This is a genomic window from uncultured Methanobrevibacter sp., assembly GCF_902769175.1.
Lineage (GTDB): Archaea > Methanobacteriota > Methanobacteria > Methanobacteriales > Methanobacteriaceae > Methanobrevibacter.
In genome coordinates, this window is record NZ_CACXNW010000020.1 from 3,223 (window position 1) to 24,641 (window position 21,419).

The 21,419-nt window shown below is 30.4% G+C and carries 17 protein-coding genes; 4 read left to right on the top strand and 13 right to left on the bottom strand.

Annotated features, from left to right (window positions below; translation table 11 throughout):
* Positions 1 to 257: 257 nt before the first annotated feature.
* The 8 genes from uvrA to QZV12_RS07940 form a co-directional block, all read right to left on the bottom strand.
* Positions 258 to 3,161, bottom strand: coding sequence for an excinuclease ABC subunit UvrA (gene uvrA / locus QZV12_RS07905; protein ID WP_295619900.1), 2,904 nt, complete (start codon positions 3,159 to 3,161; stop codon positions 258 to 260).
* A 563-nt stretch (positions 3,162 to 3,724) separates the two neighbouring features.
* Entirely contained in the window at positions 3,725 to 4,687 is a 963-nt protein-coding gene (locus tag QZV12_RS07910; protein WP_295619903.1) for a zinc metalloprotease HtpX, read from the bottom strand.
* Between the two features lie 110 nt (positions 4,688 to 4,797).
* Positions 4,798 to 6,369, bottom strand: a complete 1,572-nt coding sequence (locus tag QZV12_RS07915) for a replication factor C large subunit (RefSeq protein ID WP_295619906.1) — start codon at positions 6,367 to 6,369, stop codon at positions 4,798 to 4,800.
* Positions 6,370 to 6,452: 83 nt separating this feature from the next.
* Positions 6,453 to 7,397: a replication factor C small subunit gene (locus QZV12_RS07920; RefSeq protein WP_295619909.1), complete on the bottom strand. Its 945-nt coding sequence runs from the start codon at positions 7,395 to 7,397 to the stop codon at positions 6,453 to 6,455.
* Positions 7,398 to 7,856: 459 nt separating this feature from the next.
* Positions 7,857 to 9,152: a zinc ribbon domain-containing protein gene (locus QZV12_RS07925; protein ID WP_295619912.1), complete on the bottom strand. Its 1,296-nt coding sequence runs from the start codon at positions 9,150 to 9,152 to the stop codon at positions 7,857 to 7,859.
* 402 nt (positions 9,153 to 9,554) lie between these two features.
* Positions 9,555 to 10,025: a hypothetical protein gene (locus tag QZV12_RS07930; protein WP_295619915.1), complete on the bottom strand. Its 471-nt coding sequence runs from the start codon at positions 10,023 to 10,025 to the stop codon at positions 9,555 to 9,557.
* A 200-nt stretch (positions 10,026 to 10,225) separates the two neighbouring features.
* Positions 10,226 to 11,008 (bottom strand): ImmA/IrrE family metallo-endopeptidase, encoded by a 783-nt coding sequence (locus tag QZV12_RS07935; protein WP_295619918.1) that lies wholly within the window; start codon positions 11,006 to 11,008, stop codon positions 10,226 to 10,228.
* Positions 11,009 to 11,171: 163 nt separating this feature from the next.
* Positions 11,172 to 11,501 (bottom strand): helix-turn-helix domain-containing protein, encoded by a 330-nt coding sequence (locus QZV12_RS07940; protein ID WP_295619921.1) that lies wholly within the window; start codon positions 11,499 to 11,501, stop codon positions 11,172 to 11,174.
* Positions 11,502 to 11,986: 485 nt separating this feature from the next.
* Between QZV12_RS07940 and QZV12_RS07945 the strand changes: the two genes are divergently transcribed.
* Positions 11,987 to 12,730: a winged helix-turn-helix domain-containing protein gene (locus QZV12_RS07945; protein ID WP_295619924.1), complete on the top strand. Its 744-nt coding sequence runs from the start codon at positions 11,987 to 11,989 to the stop codon at positions 12,728 to 12,730.
* 185 nt (positions 12,731 to 12,915) lie between these two features.
* Here the strand turns inward: QZV12_RS07945 and QZV12_RS07950 are convergent, their stop codons facing one another.
* Complete coding sequence (locus QZV12_RS07950) at positions 12,916 to 14,109, bottom strand: lipopolysaccharide assembly protein LapB (protein ID WP_295619927.1); 1,194 nt, start codon at positions 14,107 to 14,109, stop codon at positions 12,916 to 12,918.
* A 295-nt stretch (positions 14,110 to 14,404) separates the two neighbouring features.
* Here QZV12_RS07950 and QZV12_RS07955 point away from each other — a divergent pair, with 295 nt between their 5' ends.
* From QZV12_RS07955 to QZV12_RS07965, 3 genes are all read left to right on the top strand, one after another.
* Positions 14,405 to 14,875 (top strand): UvrD-helicase domain-containing protein, encoded by a 471-nt coding sequence (locus QZV12_RS07955; protein WP_295619930.1) that lies wholly within the window; start codon positions 14,405 to 14,407, stop codon positions 14,873 to 14,875.
* A 157-nt stretch (positions 14,876 to 15,032) separates the two neighbouring features.
* A complete protein-coding gene (locus QZV12_RS07960) occupies positions 15,033 to 17,042 on the top strand; it encodes a 3'-5' exonuclease (protein WP_295619932.1) in 2,010 nt (669 codons plus the stop codon).
* A complete protein-coding gene (locus QZV12_RS07965; RefSeq protein ID WP_295619935.1) occupies positions 17,033 to 17,764 on the top strand; it encodes a PD-(D/E)XK nuclease family protein in 732 nt (243 codons plus the stop codon). The genes QZV12_RS07960 and QZV12_RS07965 overlap by 10 nt, the downstream gene beginning before the upstream one ends.
* A 183-nt stretch (positions 17,765 to 17,947) precedes the next feature.
* On the opposite strand, the gene QZV12_RS07970 is transcribed toward QZV12_RS07965, so the two are convergent.
* The 4 genes from QZV12_RS07970 to gatC form a co-directional block, all read right to left on the bottom strand.
* Positions 17,948 to 19,156: a cofactor-independent phosphoglycerate mutase gene (locus tag QZV12_RS07970; RefSeq protein ID WP_295619938.1), complete on the bottom strand. Its 1,209-nt coding sequence runs from the start codon at positions 19,154 to 19,156 to the stop codon at positions 17,948 to 17,950.
* A gap of 255 nt (positions 19,157 to 19,411) precedes the next feature.
* A complete protein-coding gene (locus QZV12_RS07975) occupies positions 19,412 to 20,428 on the bottom strand; it encodes a homoserine dehydrogenase (RefSeq protein WP_295619941.1) in 1,017 nt (338 codons plus the stop codon).
* Between the two features lie 11 nt (positions 20,429 to 20,439).
* Positions 20,440 to 20,925, bottom strand: coding sequence for an amino acid-binding protein (locus QZV12_RS07980; RefSeq protein ID WP_295619944.1), 486 nt, complete (start codon positions 20,923 to 20,925; stop codon positions 20,440 to 20,442).
* 195 nt (positions 20,926 to 21,120) lie between these two features.
* Positions 21,121 to 21,336 carry an Asp-tRNA(Asn) amidotransferase subunit GatC gene (gatC, locus tag QZV12_RS07985; RefSeq protein ID WP_295619946.1) on the bottom strand — a complete coding sequence of 72 codons (216 nt, stop codon included), beginning with the start codon at positions 21,334 to 21,336 and terminating at the stop codon, positions 21,121 to 21,123.
* Between the last annotated feature and the right edge of the window lie 83 nt (positions 21,337 to 21,419).

Genomic DNA, 21,419 nt, shown 5'->3' on the forward strand with positions numbered 1-21,419 from the left:
GATATTGATATTTTAATAAAATAAAATTAAAAAAATAGTCCTTTTTTTTTTTTTTTTTTAGTATATTAATAAAATAAAAAAATAGTCCTTTTAATTAAAAATTTTAAAAATAGTCTTTTTTTATAAATAGAATTTAGAATAATGGTTTTTTAATAAAAATAAGTTTAAATAGAATACTTAAAAAATTAAATAATTTTCCAATAAAAATAAGTTAAATAAAAAATTTAAAAAAAATAATGGTAAATAATAGAAATCTATTATTTACTTGCATTTTCTTCAACTAATTCTTTTGCATGAGCAGTTATATTCTCACTTAATACTTCTTTTAAGAAATCACCAGTGTAAGTTCCAGATTCTGAAACTTCTTCAGGTGTACCGCTAGCGATAACTCTTCCACCACCATCTCCACCTTCAGGACCTAAGTCAATAATGTAATCTGCTGTTTTAATAACATCTAAATTATGTTCAATAACAACTACAGAGTTACCTGCATCAGTCAATATATTTAAAACGCTTAATAATTTCTTAATGTCATCAAAGTGAAGACCTGTAGTAGGCTCATCCAATATATACAATGTTTGGCCTGTGCTTGATTTGGAAAGCTCCTTAGCTAATTTGACCCTTTGAGCTTCTCCACCGGAAAGGGTTGTAGCAGGTTGTCCAAGCTTAATGTAGCCTAAACCAACATCATATAATGTTTGAAGCTTTTTAGCAACTTTTGGAACATTTTCAAAGAATTCCAATGCTTCCTCTACAGTCATTTCCAATACTTCATAGATGTTCTTTCCTTTGTAACGGATGTCTAATGTTTCATCATTGTATCTTTTTCCCTTACATACTTCACAAGGAACATAAACATCAGAAAGGAAATGCATTTCAATCTGTATAATTCCATCACCACTGCAGGCTTCGCATCTTCCTCCCTTTACATTGAAACTGAATCTACCTGGCTTGTATCCTCTGGCTTTAGATTCTGGAGTTTCTGCAAAGAGCTCCCTAATTGGAGTGAAGACACCAACATATGTAGCTGGATTTGAACGTGGTGTTCTTCCTATTGGAGTTTGGTCAATTCTAATGATCTTATCAACGTTTTCGATTCCTTCAATATAGTCATGCTTTCCAGGATGCATATATCTCTTGTTGATTATGGTAGACAATCCCTTATACAATACTTGATTGATCAAACTGCTTTTTCCAGAACCGCTTACTCCAGTTACGCAAGTAAACATTCCTAAAGGAATATCCACATCAATATCCTTTAAATTGTTCTCCTTTGCACCTTTGACTGTAAGGAATTTGCCGTTTCCAGGACGTCTTTCAGTATTGATTGGGATAGTTTCCCTTCTTGACAAGTATTTTCCTGTAATTGAGTCTGGAGACTCCATAATCTCTTCTGGAGTTCCTTCAGCAATGATTTTTCCACCATGTTCACCTGCACCAGGACCTATATCAATAACATAATCAGCAGATAAAATAGTCTCTTCATCATGCTCTACAACTATTAAGGTATTTCCTATGTCCCTTAAATGCTTTAAAGTGCCAATTAGCTTTTTATTGTCTCTTTGGTGAAGACCTATACTTGGCTCGTCTAAGATGTATAAAACACCTACCAATCCTGAACCGATTTGGGTTGCCAATCTGATTCTTTGGGCTTCTCCTCCGGATAATGTTCCGGAAGACCTTGACATAGTGATGTAGTCTAGTCCAACATCCACCAAGAACTTTAGCCTTGCCTTGATTTCCTTTAGGATTTCCTTACCGATGAATATCTGTCTTTCAGTAAGCTCAAGGTCTTGGAAGAACTGATAGCTGTCCTTGATGGACATGTCACAGACATCCATAATTGACTTGTCTCCAACAGTGACAGCCAATACTTCTGGACGAAGCCTTTTTCCACCACAGACAGGACATTTGCGGTCACTCATAAACTTAGAGATATAGCTTCTGTTATAATTGGATTTTGTTTCAATATATAATCTTTCAAGTCTTGTGATAACTCCTTCAAACTTACGGTTAACTCTATAAGACCTGTTTCTTCTTTTAAATGCAAATGCAACCTTTTCATTTGAACCATAGAGGATTACATTTTGCTGCTCTGGAGTCAAATCCTTAAAAGGAGTATCCATACTAAAATTAAAGTGTTCTGCAACTGCCTTAAGCATTTGATAATAGTAATTTTCCCTTTTTGTTGACTTAGACCATGGAACGATAGCACCATCGTTGAGAGAGAGGTTCTTGTTAGGAACGATTAAATCAGGATCCATTTCCATTTTAGTTCCAATACCGTTACATTCAGGACATGCTCCTTGCGGTGCATTGAATGAAAACATACGAGGAGTCAATTCCTGGAAACTGATACCACAGTTAGTACATGCAAAGTCTTCAGAATATGTTTTTTCATACTCTGTTTCATTTCCTTCATCATCCCTTTTATTAAACATTACTGTTACTAAACCTTCTGCAAAATTACAGGCGGTTTCTACTGAATCTGAGAGCCTTCTTTGGAAGTCAATTCCTTCACGAATGACAAGACGGTCAACTACCAATTCAATATTATGCCTAAAGTTCTTTCCAAGTTCGATTTCCTCATCTAATCTTCTTATCTCACCATCTACTCGGACTCTCACAAATCCTTTTTTACGGAAATCTTCAAAAATATCCTTATGTTCACCTTTACGGTCTTTAACAACCGGTGCCATTACATGTATTTTAGTTCCTTCACCTTCTTCAATAATTGATTCTGTGATTTGCCCAATGGTTTGATGGGAGATTTCCCTTCCACATTTAGGACAGTGTGGAATACCTATTCTAGCAAACAATAAACGCAAATAATCATAAATTTCAGTAATTGTGCCTACTGTAGACCTTGGATTTACTTTAGTGGTTTTTTGGTCAATTGAAATTGCTGGTGATAATCCTTCAATATAATCAACTTCAGGCTTTTTCATCTGACCTAAAAATTGCCTTGCATATGCAGATAATGATTCGACATATCTACGCTGCCCTTCAGCATAGATGGTATCGAAAGCAAGGGTTGATTTACCTGAACCACTTAAGCCGGTAACAACTACAAAGTTATCACGTGGAATGGATAAATCAATATTTTGGAGGTTATGTTCTCTTCCTCCCTTCAGCACAATGTTTTTCCTTTCAACACTCATTATTTCACCATAATTAGCAATATGTCAGTTTATTTGTATCTCATTTCAATAAATAATTAGATATAATATCTTCTTATTTTATGAATTTGTTATATAATATATAAATCTTAGCAGTTAGAGCTTATGAAAACTAATAATTTAGTTTTTATTCATACAAACTAATATTAGTACATACTATTATATAAATATATTCATAAAATTAAAAATTATGTATTTTTATATTAAGAGACTGTACATTTTTATAGGCTGATTTTAATATTTTAGATTTCTTTATAAGTAAAAATTATATTTGATTATAAGCCTAAAGTTTTTTACAAACTCATAAATTAAGAAAAAATGAATTTAAATAAATTAAATAATAAAAATTGTGAATTCATTTAAAATTATTAGTTTCTAAGAAGATATGGATTTTAAGAATTTATATTAAAAAAAATTATGAATTCATTTAAATTTATAAGTTTCTAAGAAAGATATGGATTTTAATAAAATATATTAAAAATTATGAATTCATTTAAAAATTAAAAATTTAAAAAAATGGTTAAAAAAAGAAAAATAAAAAAAGATCAGTTATTGTCAGCTAATTTTTTTATTCTTTTAAGCATATCTGGGTGTGTAGATAAAAGTTCCATCATTTTATTGGATGTTGAAACATTAACATTAGAATCCCTTAGGATATTAAGCTCTTCTCTACTGATTGTTCCATCATGATCCAAATCCAATTGAGCCAAATTGTTAATTTCCTTTCTGGCATTGGAAATGTCTGTTAAGAAAAATGCTTTTGTTCCTTCAATATCCTTGATTTCCTGTTGAGGAACTCTTGCTGCACCATAAACCAATTTATATAATGCAGAAGCTAATTTTTCAGGTTGACAGCCTAAATCTACACTTCCTGCATCAGCGTAATATTCTCTTATTCTGGATATGGACAAGACAATCAATTGGCCTAAGAAATAAGCAATCAATGCTATAAATCCTAAAATGGCACCACCATTGTCGTTATCTCCTCCACCTGAAAACATAAGGGAGAAAGACAAGTAGTAACAGATTAAAGGAATAGCGCTTACAATTGTTGTAATTGCCATATCATTATGTTTAATATGAGACATTTCATGGCCTAAAACTGCTCTAAGCTCTTCCTGATCAAGCAATCCTAAGATTCCTTTGGTAACGCAGACATGTCCGCTACGTTTTGATCTACCGTATGCAAAAGCATTAGGAACCATAGTGTTTGAAATTCCCACTTTTGGCTTAGGAATATTAGCTGCAGCAGCAAGCTCTGCCATCATTTGATGTAGTTCAGGTGCTTCAGCCTCACTTAATTGGTGAACACCCATTGAACTTTCCACAATCTTTGGACCGAACAGGTATTGGAGGAATATGACAAATATTCCTGCAATTGCATAGAATCCATAAAAGCCTCCAAAGCCTAAGCAATTACCGGCTAGCATAATCAATACATACACTAAACCAAACATAACTGCCATAGAAAGCCATAATCTTAATTTGAGTTTCCAAGTTCCTTTCATATAAAAACCCCTTTTTTTTAATTATTAAAGCTATAAATCAGTGCCCTTATCAAGTTTTTTATTTTAAAAAATTGATTAAGGCATTTTATATTTATCATGTATTTTAATCATTAAAAGCTAAATAAAGTTGTTTGACCTTTATCTAGTTTTTCTTCATCATCTTTTTTCTTCTTACTTGCTTTAGAATCTTCTTTTCTTAATTTGGTTTTAGATTTAGCGCCAGAGTATTCGATTGCAATTTCATCCAGCTCATCATCATCAAAATCATCAAAAATATCTACTATAGTGGAATTATGAGCATCTGGCTCAACTACAGCTTCTTCAACTATTGGCTCATCTCCAACCTTTTCCAAATCTTGAGGTGGGATTTCTCTAAAGATTCCTTCTTTAATGGAATTTCTCCATTCTTCTTTTTCTTCTTCTCGCATTTCTGCTTTAATATTTTCCATTTTTGTAATGACCTTTTTAGGAATCTTTTTCTTTCTGAAGAATTTGATTTCATCATCTTCCAATTCTAAAAAGTCTGAAATCTCCCATGCCACTTCATCATTTTCAAACATGATTTCAAAGTATGGGAAAATGGTATAAGCCACAAGAAGTGATACATGCATCTTTTCTTCCATTTTGGTAGCAATGGCCTCTCTTAAGGCCCTTTTTCCACGGGTTCTGCCCATTAGGCTAAATGCCATAGGTCCCATTACCTTGCTGTACTTTCTATATGTTTCCTTTTTTGAGATGGATACTCCAACTCCCATAAAGTCAGATGCATATTTCCAGTATCCGTAATATTGGCTGGAACGAGTTCTTCCAAAGTATAAGTCAGCATTTGAAATCATTTCATAAGCTTTCTTGATTTCCTTATTGCTTTCATATTCCCTTGGAATATTCTCAGCAATATATTCCATTACAAGTGTAGGATCTTCATTATTTTCAAACATGGAACGTTTTACATGCTCTGGATTCTTGCTTTTTAAAACCCTTGTAACAGTGTCGAATATAGTACTTGTATTATCCTTTTGGCTTGTTGAATCCAATGCCTCTTCAGTAAGTTCTCCACCATTTTCAACAAGAGCCTGCAAGGTATTGATTGAGGAACGCAAGTCACCGCTTGATCTTTTTGCCAATTTCTTTAAAACCTCTGGGTCCACTTCAATGCCCTCATTCTTTAAGACAACATCCCTTAAGTATTTATTGATGGTTGGAGATTTAATCTTATCCATCTTAATGACTTGGGCATTCTTTTTGATGGTGGTTAGCTTATTGCTGTAAAAATCATTAGCCATCATTACTATAGGCTGTTTGCTTTCCTTAATGATTTTGTTTAAAGCTTTAGTTCCTCCCCTATCATTAGTTCCATGAATACCATCCACTTCGTCCATTATGATTAATTTACGATTGTTTCCAAAGAGAGAATAAGTGTTTGCTGATTCCCCTATTGTTGACATTAATAAATCATGTGAACGCTTGTCACTTGCATTCAATTCTATATATTCAGAGAATTCATCTGCAATGATATGAGCTATTGTGGTTTTTCCTGTTCCAGCAGAACCTATTAAGAGCAAGGGAGGTTGAGGTTCATTGTTTTTCCACTTTTCAACCCATGTTTGAATAATCTTCTTTTGTTTTGCATTACCGGCTACATCCTCAAATCTTTTTGGCCGGTATTTATCAGTCCATAACATAATTTTACCTAAATAAAAATAAAATTCATAAAAAACTGCGATTATTTATAAATAATTTAAATCAATCATTCATTAAATAAGCCTTATAAAAATTTAGCGAGCAATGCTTCCAATTGGATTCTTGGATTAGCTCCTTCTCTAATTCTAAAATCGGTTTCAGCTATTGCACCGATTAGATTCATATAGATTTCACCATCCATGTTTCCTGCCATCACTCTACTTGATACCTCTTGGTAAATCTGATTGACCATATCCTCTCCGCTTGTACCTTGAAGTATCATCACTTCCCTTAGGATATCCCGGGATTTCATAAAGTCTCCCATTAATGCAGCATTAACCATATTTTTAATTTCCTGTGGCTTTGCCTTGGATACGACTTCAAACACATGGTCTTCTGTAATTGATCCAGTAGATGCTGCAGATTGGAGCATGTTTACAGACTTACGCATATCCCCTTCAGCAAATTTAACTATTGTGGTTATTGCTTCATCTTCATATTGGCAGTGTTCTTCTTCTGCAATGTATTTTAATCTGTTTTCAATCTCTTCAGCCTTGATAGGTGTGAATCTGAATATTGCACATCTTGATTGGATAGGATCAATGATTTTTGATGAATAGTTACAGGAAAGTATGAATGATGCAGTTTTGGTATACATTTCCATTTCACGTCTTAAAGCGTGCTGTGCATCTTTAGTCATATTGTCCACTTCATCCAGGAATATTATTCTGAATGGAGCTCCAACAGGTTTCAAACGACAGAAATTCTTAATGTTTGTTCTTACAGTTTCTATTCCCCTTGCGTCAGATGCATTTAATTCCAAGAAGTTTTGTCTCCAATATTCCCCAAGAATCCCTTTTACAAGAGCAAGGGCAGATGTTGTCTTACCCACACCAGCAGGACCTGTAAACATTAAGTTTGGCATGCTTCCTTCTTCTACATATTGCTTTAATCTGCTTACAATATGCTCTTGTCCAACAACATCATCTAAAGTTTGCGGTCTATATTTTTCTACCCATGGTCCTAACATATTATCACTTATTATCATTAATTTAGTTTATTTATTTATTTTACTGAATTTTTTTAAGAAATTAGTTTATTTTATATTATTTAAACCTGTAATTCTTTTTTAAGAAATGGTTTATTATATTTAATTTAAACTGTTAAAATCTATTTTTAAGATTTATTTCTTAATGTTTTGAAAATACTTAAACTTAAATTTTTTATACAATTATAATATGATTTTCATATTTTTTAAAACTTATTATTTTTATAATATATTATTTCAATTTTAGAAAATTTGTGCAAAAAAATCATTATTGATAACATTAAAATTCATTGGTTTTCCAAGTTTAAAATAGGATTAATATAAGAATTTAAAGGTATATAATTTTTCTAACTTAATTTTGTAAAAAAAATATAAAAAAGAAAGAGAATATTCTATTTTTTTAAGAAATATTCCCTATTTTATTATTAAAAAACATTTTAACTAAATTTCTACTGATTTAGGCAAATCACCTGTTACGCCATAGTCTAATGTTGCTTGAGTAAATAACTTAAGCATCTTGTTTGGAGATAGATCTGCTTCTCCAGTTTGTGAGATTCCTACATAATTAGGAAAGCTGTCTTGTGAGCCCATCCAACTGTGGACTCTGTTTGCAATGCTTAGGTAATCAGACTTTTCAATGGATTGGCTGGAATCTTCTCCTGAAGGGTTTGATGCATCATCATATTCCTTAACTTCAATTGAAGAGGATTTTCCATTTTCAACATTCAATATGTATTCGGAGAATATGTAGATGCATTGAGCTTCTGTATATTCATGGCCGTTATAGTTTATAGTTGAAAATGAATAGCTGTTTTCATATACCTTTTGAGCAAGATTAGGCACATCTGTCATTGCTATTTCAAATGGTTCATCTTCGCTATCATTAGTATCATTACCAATTAAGTCTTCTGTATCATTTGCTACATCAGAATCGTTTAAATCATCAGAGTCATTAATAATATCATCAGACATATTTGAATCATCAGTGTCATTTTCCATATCATCACCATCTATAATGATTGGTATGATGCTTGAATTGTTGTCACTTTTCTTTTTATCGCTATTGTCTTTAGAACTTTTATCTGGACTGATTGAGTCACTGCCCTTATTATTAGGTTTTGTTTTGTTCTTATTATCAATGGTTTTTGATGAATTGTCTTTTGGCTTTATGTTATCAGTTGAATTTTTTGTTTTAGTATCCACCTTTTCTGTAATGGATTTTGTTTTGTTTTGAGTTTTTTGAGTAATGTTTTTGGTTTTGTTATCCACTTTTTCAGTAAGTGTTTTGCTTGTATTTGTATTATTCAATGTTTGATTGGTTTTGTTTGTAGCATTCTCTTCCATCTTCGCTTGAGTTGGCTCGCTATCCTCAGTGAAAATATTGCCAGTATTGTTGTCAGATGGAATCAATGTATTTAAACCATCATCTCCTCCTGAATTGCCGCTGAAGAAAGCCATTCCAGCAACTCCTCCAATTGCCAATATGATCAATAGGCCACAGATTATTGGTACCTTATACATGCTAAAGAAAGATTGCTTAGTATTCTCTTCAATGATTTGTTTTCTGAATGTATTCACTGGAGTTAAAACAGTTCCACATTCCTTATAATATTTTGAATTTGAATCATTGGTTTGTCCACATTCTGGACAAATTCTGGAAGAATTCAATTGAAAACCACAATTTCTACAAAACTTTTCTTCATCACTATTAACAGTATGACATTTTGGACAAATCAAATTTTCACCCCCATAAATAGGTTAAAACTGATTGTATGAATATAAAATACAATATAAATATCATCCCACTATAATTTTTGAATTATTATGTTTTATTTAATTATAAAATATATTCATCAATATTATATTAGTTAACTTATATTTAAATATTTATATTATTTCTTATTTCGGATGTTGATTTTTTCATAATAATAGTTAAAAAATAGTTAAAAAAGTAATAATATTGGTTTAAAATAGAAAAAAAGTTAAAAATTTTTAATCTAATGATGTTGAATAAATGTTAAAAAAAGTTAAAATCATTTAATAAGTTATTATCATTGATTAAATGTTGAAAAAAGGAAAAAAGAAATAATTAAAGATAATAATTTAATAAAAATTTTAAAAAAAAGTTAAATAAAAAGTTTATAAATTCTTAGATTTGTCCAATAAACTTTCAAATTCCTTTTTAGATATCTTTTCAGATTTATATAAGCTCTTTATAATATCCTCTAAGCTAATGCATTTCAAATCATATTTGTCCAAGTATTCAGAAATCGCTGAAGGATTGTTATAAGCAATTGTACCTTTGTTTTTAATTGCTATTGCAATTGATGCAGCTTCTCCATCACCTAAAATTTGATTTTGATGATCATTTACAATTTGGTAGTATATATCAAATGTTTCGGTGTTTAAGGAAATCTCTTCAACTTTAACAAACTCTTTATCAACTAAATCATTTAAATTATCTTTAATAAAATCAGGAATGCTTGGATTGTTTAAGGAATTAAAGACATTATTGGAAATTACAATCTTATCAAATTCCTTTTCCAACAAATCGGTTCTGTTAATCCTTAAAAAATACAACAAACAGTCTATATCATAAATAATTTTCATATTCACCCACTTCACATATGTTTTAATTCGAGTTTTAAAAACTCTTCCCTCTACTAAACCTTCACAATTTGTAAATATAATATTTTAATTCATTTGTTAATAAAAACAAACCCTTTGCATATTTAATTTCTAAAAAATTCAAATCATCTTTCCTTAAATTATTCAAATCTTTTAGAACACCCCTTTTATTTAAAGTCATTTTAGAAGAATTTATAAGTCAAATCACTTCTAAATGCATCTAACAATAATTCGTCACGTTTTCCAGGACTTATCTTATTATCACTAAATGCCTTTTCAACTAATCTGATGTATTTGCCTAATGAGAAATATTTTTCAGAAGATCTTGATGGAGTGTATAGAACATCACTGAATCCATTTATTTTAGCATTATATCCAATTTGAACATTCCTTAACTCTTTACATTCTTCTGCACTTATGAATTCATGCTCTTTAAGCCTAAATAACATTGCATGGTGGCTAATTTGGAAATATTGCTCTGCCCTTATGATATCTTCCAATGACCATTTGCTGAGATTATTGGTTTTTGCATATCTTTCCAATCCCTCATAGGTCATGATTAGGTATGATGCAAAAATATTAGCCTCTATTTCTGAATCGTCATCATTTGAGGTTTCACAGATGATAATGTCTCTTTTATCCTCTTCAAAGAGCAGATGGTATAGTTCATGAGCTAAAGTAAATCTTTGCCTGCCTTTGGACATGTTTGAATTAATGCAGATAAACATATCCTTTGAAGGGGAATCTTTATCTTGAGAAACATCCTTCATTTCTACCAAATCCATACCATCAATATTCTTTATGCACATGCCACTGGTATTGTCGGACATTGGATAAAAAAGAATGGTTAAATCAGGCAATTTAGACAATACAATTGAAAACAGATCAATTGGACTGTAAGGATTCAAGTCCCAATCCCTTCTTAATTCCACTGCAAATGAATTCAATTTAATTTTATCTCTCATCAAATACACCATCAGATTAGAATTGGAATATTTTATTTAATTCATAGTTTTTAGGTAATAATATTTTCAATAATAGTATCAAATCATGCTAAGAACAAATTATCAAACCATATTAAGACAATATAAACATTAAATTAGGAAATCATCTTATGATTTAATCAAATTATTCATCTTCATTTAGCTTATTTAAAAAGCGCATATTGAGAATTATCTTATGAACTGAAGAGATGCAGTCCAAATCCTCTCTTGCTGCATTTTTGGATCTAAATGAAAAGTTTATTGAATTATATTCATCACTTTTACAAAGAATATAAGAGTCGCTGCAACCATATAATGAAGTCAGCTTATCCAATAGGGACAAGTTTAGATTACGGTTGCCTGATTCAATCTGAGACAATAAGAGCTGTGAAATCCCTAAATAATTTGCTAAATCAGATTGAGACAATCCTTTAGATTCTCTTAATTCCTGTAGTCTTTTACCTATTTCTTTCATGGAAATCACTATAATATTCCTACTATTAGTTTTGTAATAATGAATATATAAAATTTACTTTTTTTATATTACAATATTGAAAAATTATTGTATTTTTTATTTTTTTTAAAAAATTTTTTTATTATAATTTTCTTTAAAAATAAGAAATAATTAATATAAATTACTTTTTTTAAGAAAAAATAAATTTTATTAATATAATTCTATAAATTTATATTTTCTTAAATAAATTATTAAAATTAGATTATAATTAATCTTTATTACAAAACATCATATTTTTCCAATAGCCCTTTTTTCATTAAATAAGGAAATCAATATAATCTTTATTACAAAGCATTATATTTTTCCAATAGCCCTTTTTTCATTAAATAAGGAAATCAATATTGAAATATAAGTTTAATGATAAAATAGAAATTTAGATAATTAATATAAGTTTAAATAATAAACTTAATAAACATATTATTGAAATAAAATAAAGAGGAGAAATTATGGCTGTTCCAGAAGCTTATGATTTGGTTTTACCATTGCTTGAAATAATTAAGGACAAAGACGAATATAAGGTTAAAGAGGTTATAGATGAAGTTATTGACTATATAGAAATCACAGTTGAGGATAAGGAGATTAAATTGCCTAACAATGAACCTTTGATTGATTCAAGAATCAGCACTGCAAACACTTACCTTAAAAAGGCTGAATTGATTGAATCCAATCGTTTCATGTACTTTAACATTACAGAAGAAGGATTAAAGGTATTGGAAGACAATCCAGATAAGATAACTGAAGATGACTTGATGGAATATCCTGGCTTTAAGGAATATAAGCAAGTATTTATTCATGATGACACTAAAGACCTTGATGTAAATGAATTAAACCCTACAGACGCTTTAAGGGAAAGCTTTGCAAAGCAAATGGAAGATGTTAAAAGAGAAATAGAGGAAGAAAGGATGAAGGATACTCAAACAAGAAAAGAAGAAAACATTTTCCAAGCAAAGGAATATAAGGATTCTGATGAATATTATGGCATTAAGGCTCATAGAAAAGACAAAGATTCAAGATGCCATAAAAAAGGCAAATGCCACCATCATAAGCATAAAAAACTTGTAATCAATATTGAATTTTCACCTGCAGAAGAATTAATGACTTATGCAGAGCTCTTAGAAAAAGGTTATATAACTAAAGAAGAGTTTGAAAAGAAAAAAGAAGAATTATTAAAGATTGATTATTCCTTATAATCAATTTTAATAATTAATTTTTATTTTTAAGATTGATCATTATTTGGTCAATCAAATGCTTTTTTTAAATTTTTTATTATTACTTAATGCAATACATTAATTAATTTTTTTTTACGTTAATTATTTTGCTTAATGCAATAAATTTATTAATTTTTTAAATCTTACCTATTTTTTTATGTTTAATATTAAAGCATTTCACAGTCGATATTTACTGCATTCTTGACCATTTCCTCCTTGGATTTATTATAGGCATCCTCTAAATAGAATGAAACTTCAGTTCCTTCATAGACATAATCCTTATCATCCATAAATTCACGGGTATTGAAATAGTAGGATTTTCCATTAGCCTTAATGAATCCAGCATTTCCATCTTCAAGTACTTTGTCAATTACTCCATATGGCCTTTCCTGACCAAAGAACTTTAAGCTTACCCACATATTCTTATATTCATTGAATACTGACTTATAGTCCTTGTTTTCCAAATCAAGACCATAATTGGATAATAAATCCTTCAAATCATCATCAATGCTCCATTCTTTAGCATTTCTAATAACATAAAACATGTACTTATTGATTACAGATTCATCTTCAAATCCTTTCATTTCCAAAATGTCTCCAACTAATGAGAATAATTTGACCTTGCTTTCCAATTTTCCATCAGGAGCCAATATTGCCTTAGCAGCCCATTTTAGAGATTCATTGTATTCTTCCTTGAAGAAATAGTTTTCAGCTAAGTCTCTGTAAATGTACCAGTCATGCTTGGTTTTGGTGATGTCCTTTAAGAACTCAATGGAATCATCATAATCCCCCAATTCCTTATATGATTTGGCTATTCTCAATTTAAACCAAATGTCATTGTTGTTATTGAACTTAGGAATGTTTACCAATGCATCTTGACAGACCTTAATGGTTTGATCGTAATTTTTCACTTCCATCAAGGCTTTTGTTGTTTGAAGATAATAGTTTTCCTTGTTTAAATTCATGGTAACTTCGTCATTAGGCTTAAACTGCTTATTGCTTAATAATTCTGGCTTTATTTTAGATGCCCAACGCAATAGGTCAAAATAGTTTTCGTTTTCAGAGCATAATTTCATCAAATATAGTGATGTTAAAGTGTATGGGCATGGCTTGTTTCCCTTGGAATTGTCTATTTGGCTAACATTATTAACTATTTTTGTAGCGCTTTCCTCCAATTCCCTGCTAAATGGATGGTCCTTGATCTTTACAAAGTATAGGTCCCAAGCGTATTTTTCCTTATCTCCTTTTGTCAATTCTCCTCCTTCCTCAATTGCAGCCTCATACATCTCTAAAGATTGAGAGTATTTTTTAATTTTATTGTATTCCCTTGCTTTTTCCAAATTCAATTCTGCGCTAGACATGTTTTTGCCCCTTTATATGATATTACAAATATTATTTAATTTCTTAAATTTTGATTAATTCTTTAAGTACAAATATTATTTAATTTCTTAAATTTTGATTAATTCTTTAAGTACAAATATTATTTAATTTCTTAAATTTTGATTAATTTTTTAAGTACAAATATTATTATATTTGTTTTATATAAATATTATTGTTTATGAAAATCTTTAAATATGACAAAATCTTATTTAATGTAAATTAACTATTTTTCTAATCATAATCATTTATATTTTAAAAAAAATTAAAGGGGATAATATGGAAATTGAACCTAATGAAATTGAAATTACAGAAGATAAACTGGAATTAAATAAAAATCAGCAAAATGCTGTTGAATATTTTGGAGAAAAGCCATTATTAATTGAAGCAGGACCTGGATCAGGTAAAACAAGAGTTATTGTAGAAAGAGTAGATTTCCTAATCAATAAAAAAGATTTGGATCCATCCTCATTTTTAATAATAACATTTACCCGTAAGGCAGCAAAGGAATTAAGGATCAGATTAAAGGAGTATCTAACTGATGAGCAAATAGACAAAATGCAAATATCAACCATTCACTCATTTTGCTCACAATTGCTAAAGGAATCAGATGAAAAGCTGAAAGTCTTGGATGATGATTATTATATTAAAAAAGCAATGTTTATTTATGACCATAAACAGGAATTAGGCTTTGATAAGGAACTTAAATTAAAATTAAGCAAAGTTAGAGGAGATAGTAGGCTATTTTAATGAATTTTCAACCTTTAAGCTTATTCCATCAAAATTAGAGGAATATGTAAAGTCTAATTTCCCAGTCAGTCAGGAATATAAAGACTTTGTTAATTATGAACTTGAAAAGAACGGAAGATTTCCTGAAAGGAAAATAAAGGATTTCAAGAAACTTGAAGTGATAGATGATCCTGAAGAATTGGATAAGCTTAGTCCCGAGGAATTAGCTGAAAATGAAAGAAATAGGGAATTGAAGAAATATCAAAGCTATTGGGACAACTCCATTCTTTTACAAACAATTAAGGCATATCCAGAGTATTTAAGAATCTTAAAGGAATACAAGTTTTTAGATTATGGCATTTTGCAAACTGATGTATTGGCATTTTTGGAAAAAAAAAACCCTAACACCCAATATAAAAATGTTTTAGTGGATGAGTTCCAAGACACAGATCCAATCCAATACAGGATATTTGAAATTCTTCTAAAAGAGATTATTAAGGAAAACAAGAGTCATCCTAATGAGATTACATCTACTTTTACAGTTGTTGGAGATATAGACCAAAGCATATACAGATTCAGAGGAGCTTATGAAGACTATTTCGCTTCACTTGAATCCCTTGACTTTACTGATGTTGAAAAAATATTCTTGGATGTGAACTACAGGTCTACAAAAGAGATAATTAGGTTTTCAGACAATTACATCAAACATCAAAGGGATAGAATTGAATTAAAGCCTAATGAGAAAAAGATCAAATCAAGGGAAATATATTATTTGGAAAATGCTGACAGAGATGATGAAGCTGCAAATATCACTGAGATTGTTTTAAAATTAAAGAAAGAGGGAATAATAAGGGAATATAAGGATATTGCAATCTTATTTAAATCAGTTACTCAAGACTCTAAAAAGGTAAGAAAAGCATTTGATGAAACCAATATTCCATATCAGGTATCTGAAATGAAGGAACTGGAAAAAAGGGATGAAATTAAGTTTATCCTAACAATGATGAACTTCATCATAGATAGGGAATCTGATTATATTCCTGTAATTGCAGACAATAAGCTTCCATGGCTTAGATTAACTGGATTTAATGATGATTCCAAAGCTATTTTTAAAATATCTGATGATACTAAAGATAAATTAAAGGAGTATCATAAAGAATTTGAAAAAGAAGTAGTTAAAAATGGAAAAGCAGCATATGAAGAAGTACATGATGAGAAATCACCTAATGTTAGGGCTATTTCAGGTGTTCTCAAATTTGACGAAGAAGTATTGATAAATACATTTAAAGAAGTTGATATTCCACTTCTTACAAACGAAGAACTGGATGAACTTGAAATAACAAATGAAAAGGATTTAAAATTCTTTAGGCAATTGAACGAAATTAAGGATAATATATTTAATCAAGACTATGAAGATAGGTACACTATTTTAGAGATTTACTATAAATTGCTTGAAATCGCAGGCTATTTGAATTATGAATTTGTAAGCGATGAATCCAATGCTGATGTGATAGATAACCTTGCATTGCTTTCCAATATTATTTATGATTATGAGGAAACAGTTTCCAGAAAGAACATCTTTGGCCTTTATTTCTACTTGGTTTCAAATATGAGACACATTGGAAAAGACAGCACAAGCAAAACTAGAGTAAATCTGATGACTGTCCATAAGGCAAAAGGATTAGAGTTTCCTGTTGTAATCATTGCAGGACTCAATGACAATAAGTTCCCTAAGGATTACAATTATCTAGCCAAAAAGTCTCCAGAGATATTCAATATTCCTAATGACTGTTTGGAATATAAGAATGAAACTGAAGATGAAGAGCTTTTAAACCATAATAAAGAGGAAGAAAGAGTATTGTATGTTGCCATGACCAGAGCTGAAGACCTATTGATTCTTTCAAAGGATGTTGATGTGAATATGAGAAAGAAAGACATCATCTCCATCTTTGATGAGGAATTGGAAGAATTAAACTCATTAGAGCCAACTGAAGATGTCATTAATGAAATCAATTCATTAGAGGAAAACAAAAGACTTACAATTGAACATAAGAAACGCTTAAACAATCTAATTGATAATAGCGATTGCGTCATCAAAATTGATGCTGAGGAAATGGATCAATTGGATTTCAAGCCTCCAATCAAATCAAAGAAAAGGATGATGGAAAGAAAACCCTTTTGTATTTAAGTCACAGTAAAACAAGCCATTATGAAAAATGTCCTTTCAGCTATTACTTAAGCTATAACTTTAATCTTAAGTGCTCTGCAAATAAGGGAATGGAATATGGTACCATAAACCACAATACATTAGAGGACATTAACAATCTAATCATTTCTGGAAAGGATGTGGAGATAAACAGAGAATTGATACATTGCATTGTTGAAAAATATGTCAAGGAATATGACTTTGATAAAGATGCTATTGAATCCATCACTGACAATCTCTTGTACTATTGGGATGAAATAGGAAGCAAAATTGAAGTTTTAGAGTCTGAATATGATTTCAGATTAATTAAATCAAACCATATACTTAATGGAAGCATTGATTTAATTTATAAGCAAGACGATAAGATTCATATTTTAGACTATAAAACTGGGGAAATTGATGAAGAGTTTTCTGAAACATATAAAAACCAGTTATATACATATGCTCTTGCTTTAAAAGATGATCCTAAGTATAAGGATTCTGACTTTGGAAATCTTCAAATATATTCCATAAATAAACGTAGTACATTCAACATTGAATTGGAAGAAGATAAATTAACCAAAAGAGCAGAAGAAATAGAAAAAGTTGCTGAGAGAATCTTAAATAATGACTTTAAGGAAAGAGCATATAAAGGTGGAGAAATACCTAAAACATGTAGCAAATGTATGTATAAGTTTATGTGCATTCCTAAAAATCAGATATAAAATTAAAATTGTTTTTTTAAAAAAAGCTTAAATTAAAATAATTAGAATAATTGAAAAAATTATTCTAATATAATTTAAGTGATAAAATTAAATCACTATTTTTGAAAAATTTAAATATAAAAATTAATCTACTTATTTTAATAATAAATTAAGCAAATCACATCCAGCCATTCTATAATCTACTTATTCTAATAATAAATTAAGCAAATCACAGCCAGTCAATTCACCTAATGCACCATTTTTTACACTGTCTTCATCATAAACAGAAACAGCATCTGCTTCATCTTTAGATGAATAGATAGCAATAGGAACCATATCTCTTGTATGTGTGCCAACATCTATTGGAGTAGGATGATCAGGTAATACAGCTATTTTAAAGTCTCCATATTTAGGAAGAGCTTCCATTAAAGGTTCTAAAATCCATTTATCAATATTTTCAATTCCTTTAACCTTTTCCTTTAAGTCTTTAGCATGTCCTGCTTCATCTGGTGCTTCTACGTGAACAAATACGATGTCATTGTCTTCAAGTGCATTTACTGCATATTCTCCTTTTGCCTTATAGTCAGTATCAAAGAATGCAGTTGCTCCTGGAACATCTAAGTTTGTGCATCCTGAACAGACTCCTAAACCTTTAATCAAGTCTACACCAGTGATTACAGCACCTTTAAGGCCGTAGACTTCATCCATCTTAGGCATGTCTGGCATTGTTCCTTGTCCCCAGAACCAAACCATATTGCATGGCTCTTTTCCATCTTCAATTCTCTTTTGGTTTACTGGATGGTCAGCTAATGCTTCCTTGGATTCCAACATTATTGCCTTGACTTCATCTGCAAAGGAATCAAATTCAAGCTTGTCTTCAATGGTCTCACCTACAAAGTCATGTGGAGGAACCATATCAAGCTTTGCAAGTTTTTCTGCATTTTCATTATCATTGTATACAAATAAGTGTCTGTAGCTTACGCCAGGATAGAATTTTCCTTTAAAGTCAGGATATTTGTCATTAAAGTACTCATTTAAGTATTCCATAAGTTCTGCAGATTCCTCTGATGAAATATGGCCTGCATTAGAACTTGCCATTAATCCATCCCTTTCAGTAATTGTATTGCAACGGAATACTACATCTCCTTCTTTTGTTTCCACTCCCATACTTGCAGCTTCAAGTGGGCCACGACCTGTATAATACTTAAGAGGGTCATAACCGAATATGCTCATATTAGCTACATCAGAGCCAGGAGGTAAGCTTTCAGGTACATTTTGAATTAAACCAGTTTTTCCTTCTCTTGCTATTCTATCTAATACTGGTTTATTTGCTATTTTAAGTGGAGTTTTTCCATCGATTTCCTCTATGGGATAATCGCTTGCTCCATCTTCAATTACAATAACGTATTTCATTATAAAACTCCTTTAAATCTTTTAAAGTTATTAAATAAGTATAATCTGTAAATCTTTATCGTTTAATCTATAAATTAATCTGTAATATTAATTTATTTAATCTTTTAATCAGAAATTAAATCTGTAATATTAATCTATTTTAATCTTTTATAATCTAAAATTAATCTGTAATATTAATCTAAAATTGACTAAAAAGTAAAATATCGATTAAAAAGAATAAAAAAAGTAAAAAAATAAGATTAAATTAAAATTTTATTATTTGTTCTTTATAATATTAATTAAATCTGTAAGCATTGCAGAAGCAGTTTCTAAAGATCCTGCACCTTTGCCCATTACAGTAATGTCATCTGCCAAGTCAGTGGTAACATTTGCAAGGTTTAAAGTACCATCGATTGCATATGGACTGTTTTTCTTAACAAGTCGTGGAGATACTTTCAATTGCTTTTCAGATACTCCTCCAATTAATTTTACAAAGTATCCTTCTTCCTTAGCAAGTTCAATAGCATCTAATGATACATCAGAGATTCCTCTGACTTCAACATCGCTGTAGGTTGCATCGATTCCTAAAACGGAATTAGCTAAAATGACAACTTTACATGCTGCATCAATACCTTCAACATCTTGTGTTGGGTCTGTTTCAGCTATTCCTAATTGCTGTGCTTCAGCTAAGGTGTTTTCATAGCTCATTCCTTCAGTTGTCATTCTTGACAATATATAGTTAGTGGTTCCATTTAGGATACCTTTAATTGAGCTGATTCCACAGCTTGCAAGGGTTTCCTGACATAGGTTTATGATTGGCATAGCTCCACCAACAGATGCTTCAAACTTAAAGTCTACACCTGCAGCCTCTTTAGCTTCAATCAATTCCTTGTAGAATAATGCTAAATGTCCTTTGTTAGATGTAACTACATCCTTTCCATCTGCAAATGCCTTTAATGTTAATGATTTAGCAGGTTCTGCATCCTTAATGTTAGTTGGAGTTGCTTCAATCAAGATGTCATAATCAACAGCATCCAATATTTCAATGCCTGATAATTCACTGCCACATTCTGGGTAGTTAGCTAATTTGCAAGTTTCTTCTTTGGTTTTAAGGAGTAATTCTTCATCCAATCCATCTTGACAGATAGCAGATGTAGATGAATCAGCAGCTGCTACAATTTTTAAACTAATTCCATATTTCTCATTGACCATATCCTTTTTCATTTGGATAGCCTTAGCCACACCTTTGCCTACTGCTCCAAAACCCATTAATACAAGTTTACATTCCTCCATTTAAAATCCTCCTATACCTCATCAATAACTAAGTAGTCCTTCTCCTTAGCTATTTCCATAATTTTATTGTATGCAATTTCCCTTTTTCCTATATCAAGTTCAATTGTAATCAATGCAGTGGATTCCAGTTCACCATTTAATTTTATTTGTAAATCACTGACAACAAGACCATCAACAGCATTGATTCTATCAAAGGTATCTCTTAAATCCTTATCAATGATATGTCCGTAGAGGATAGCGCTTAGCTTTTCTTTCCTAACTTTATCATCCACTTCAATGAGATTAACTCCCATTTCCTTGAACTTATCAATGACAGCTTGTAGGTTTTCCCTTTCTCCTTCCAATGCTATTTCAATAGCAGCCTTAGATTCTTCTGCTTTGATTTCTCTTTTATGGACAATAGTAACTACATTTGCTCCAAGTTCGCTTATAGGATTTAAGATAGAAACCAATTGTCCAGGAATATCCAATACTTCAAGAATTAAATTCATTCTCATAATATTTCCCCTTGTTTACAATAAAATTATCTGCTTAAATGATTTTAAATAAATTTAAATACTTTTTTGTAATGATTTTAAATAAATTTAAAAAATCTATCAATATGATTTTAAAAAAGTTTAAAAAAATCGATTAATTGATTTCAAATAAGATTAAAAAAAACAATTTTTCGATTTTAATAAGTTTTAATCTGATTATCCAGTCCATTCAGCCTTTTTCACAACTACATTACCATCTTTGTCGGTTCTTGCGTTTCTGACTATTTTAGCTGAATCGTTTTGTACAGATTCGTCTTCACGGTTTAAGTTAAGGTTATCAGTAATATAATAGGTTCCTTCCAATTCAGGAACAGTATCTAAGGTTTTTGAAAATTCTTCTAAGATCTTTTCTGCATCTTTTTCAATTACCATAATAATTCTCCTTGAAATTTGTTTAATTCGATTAATTTGATTTTAATGCTTTTACAGCATTTTAAAATTTAATTTTAAATAAA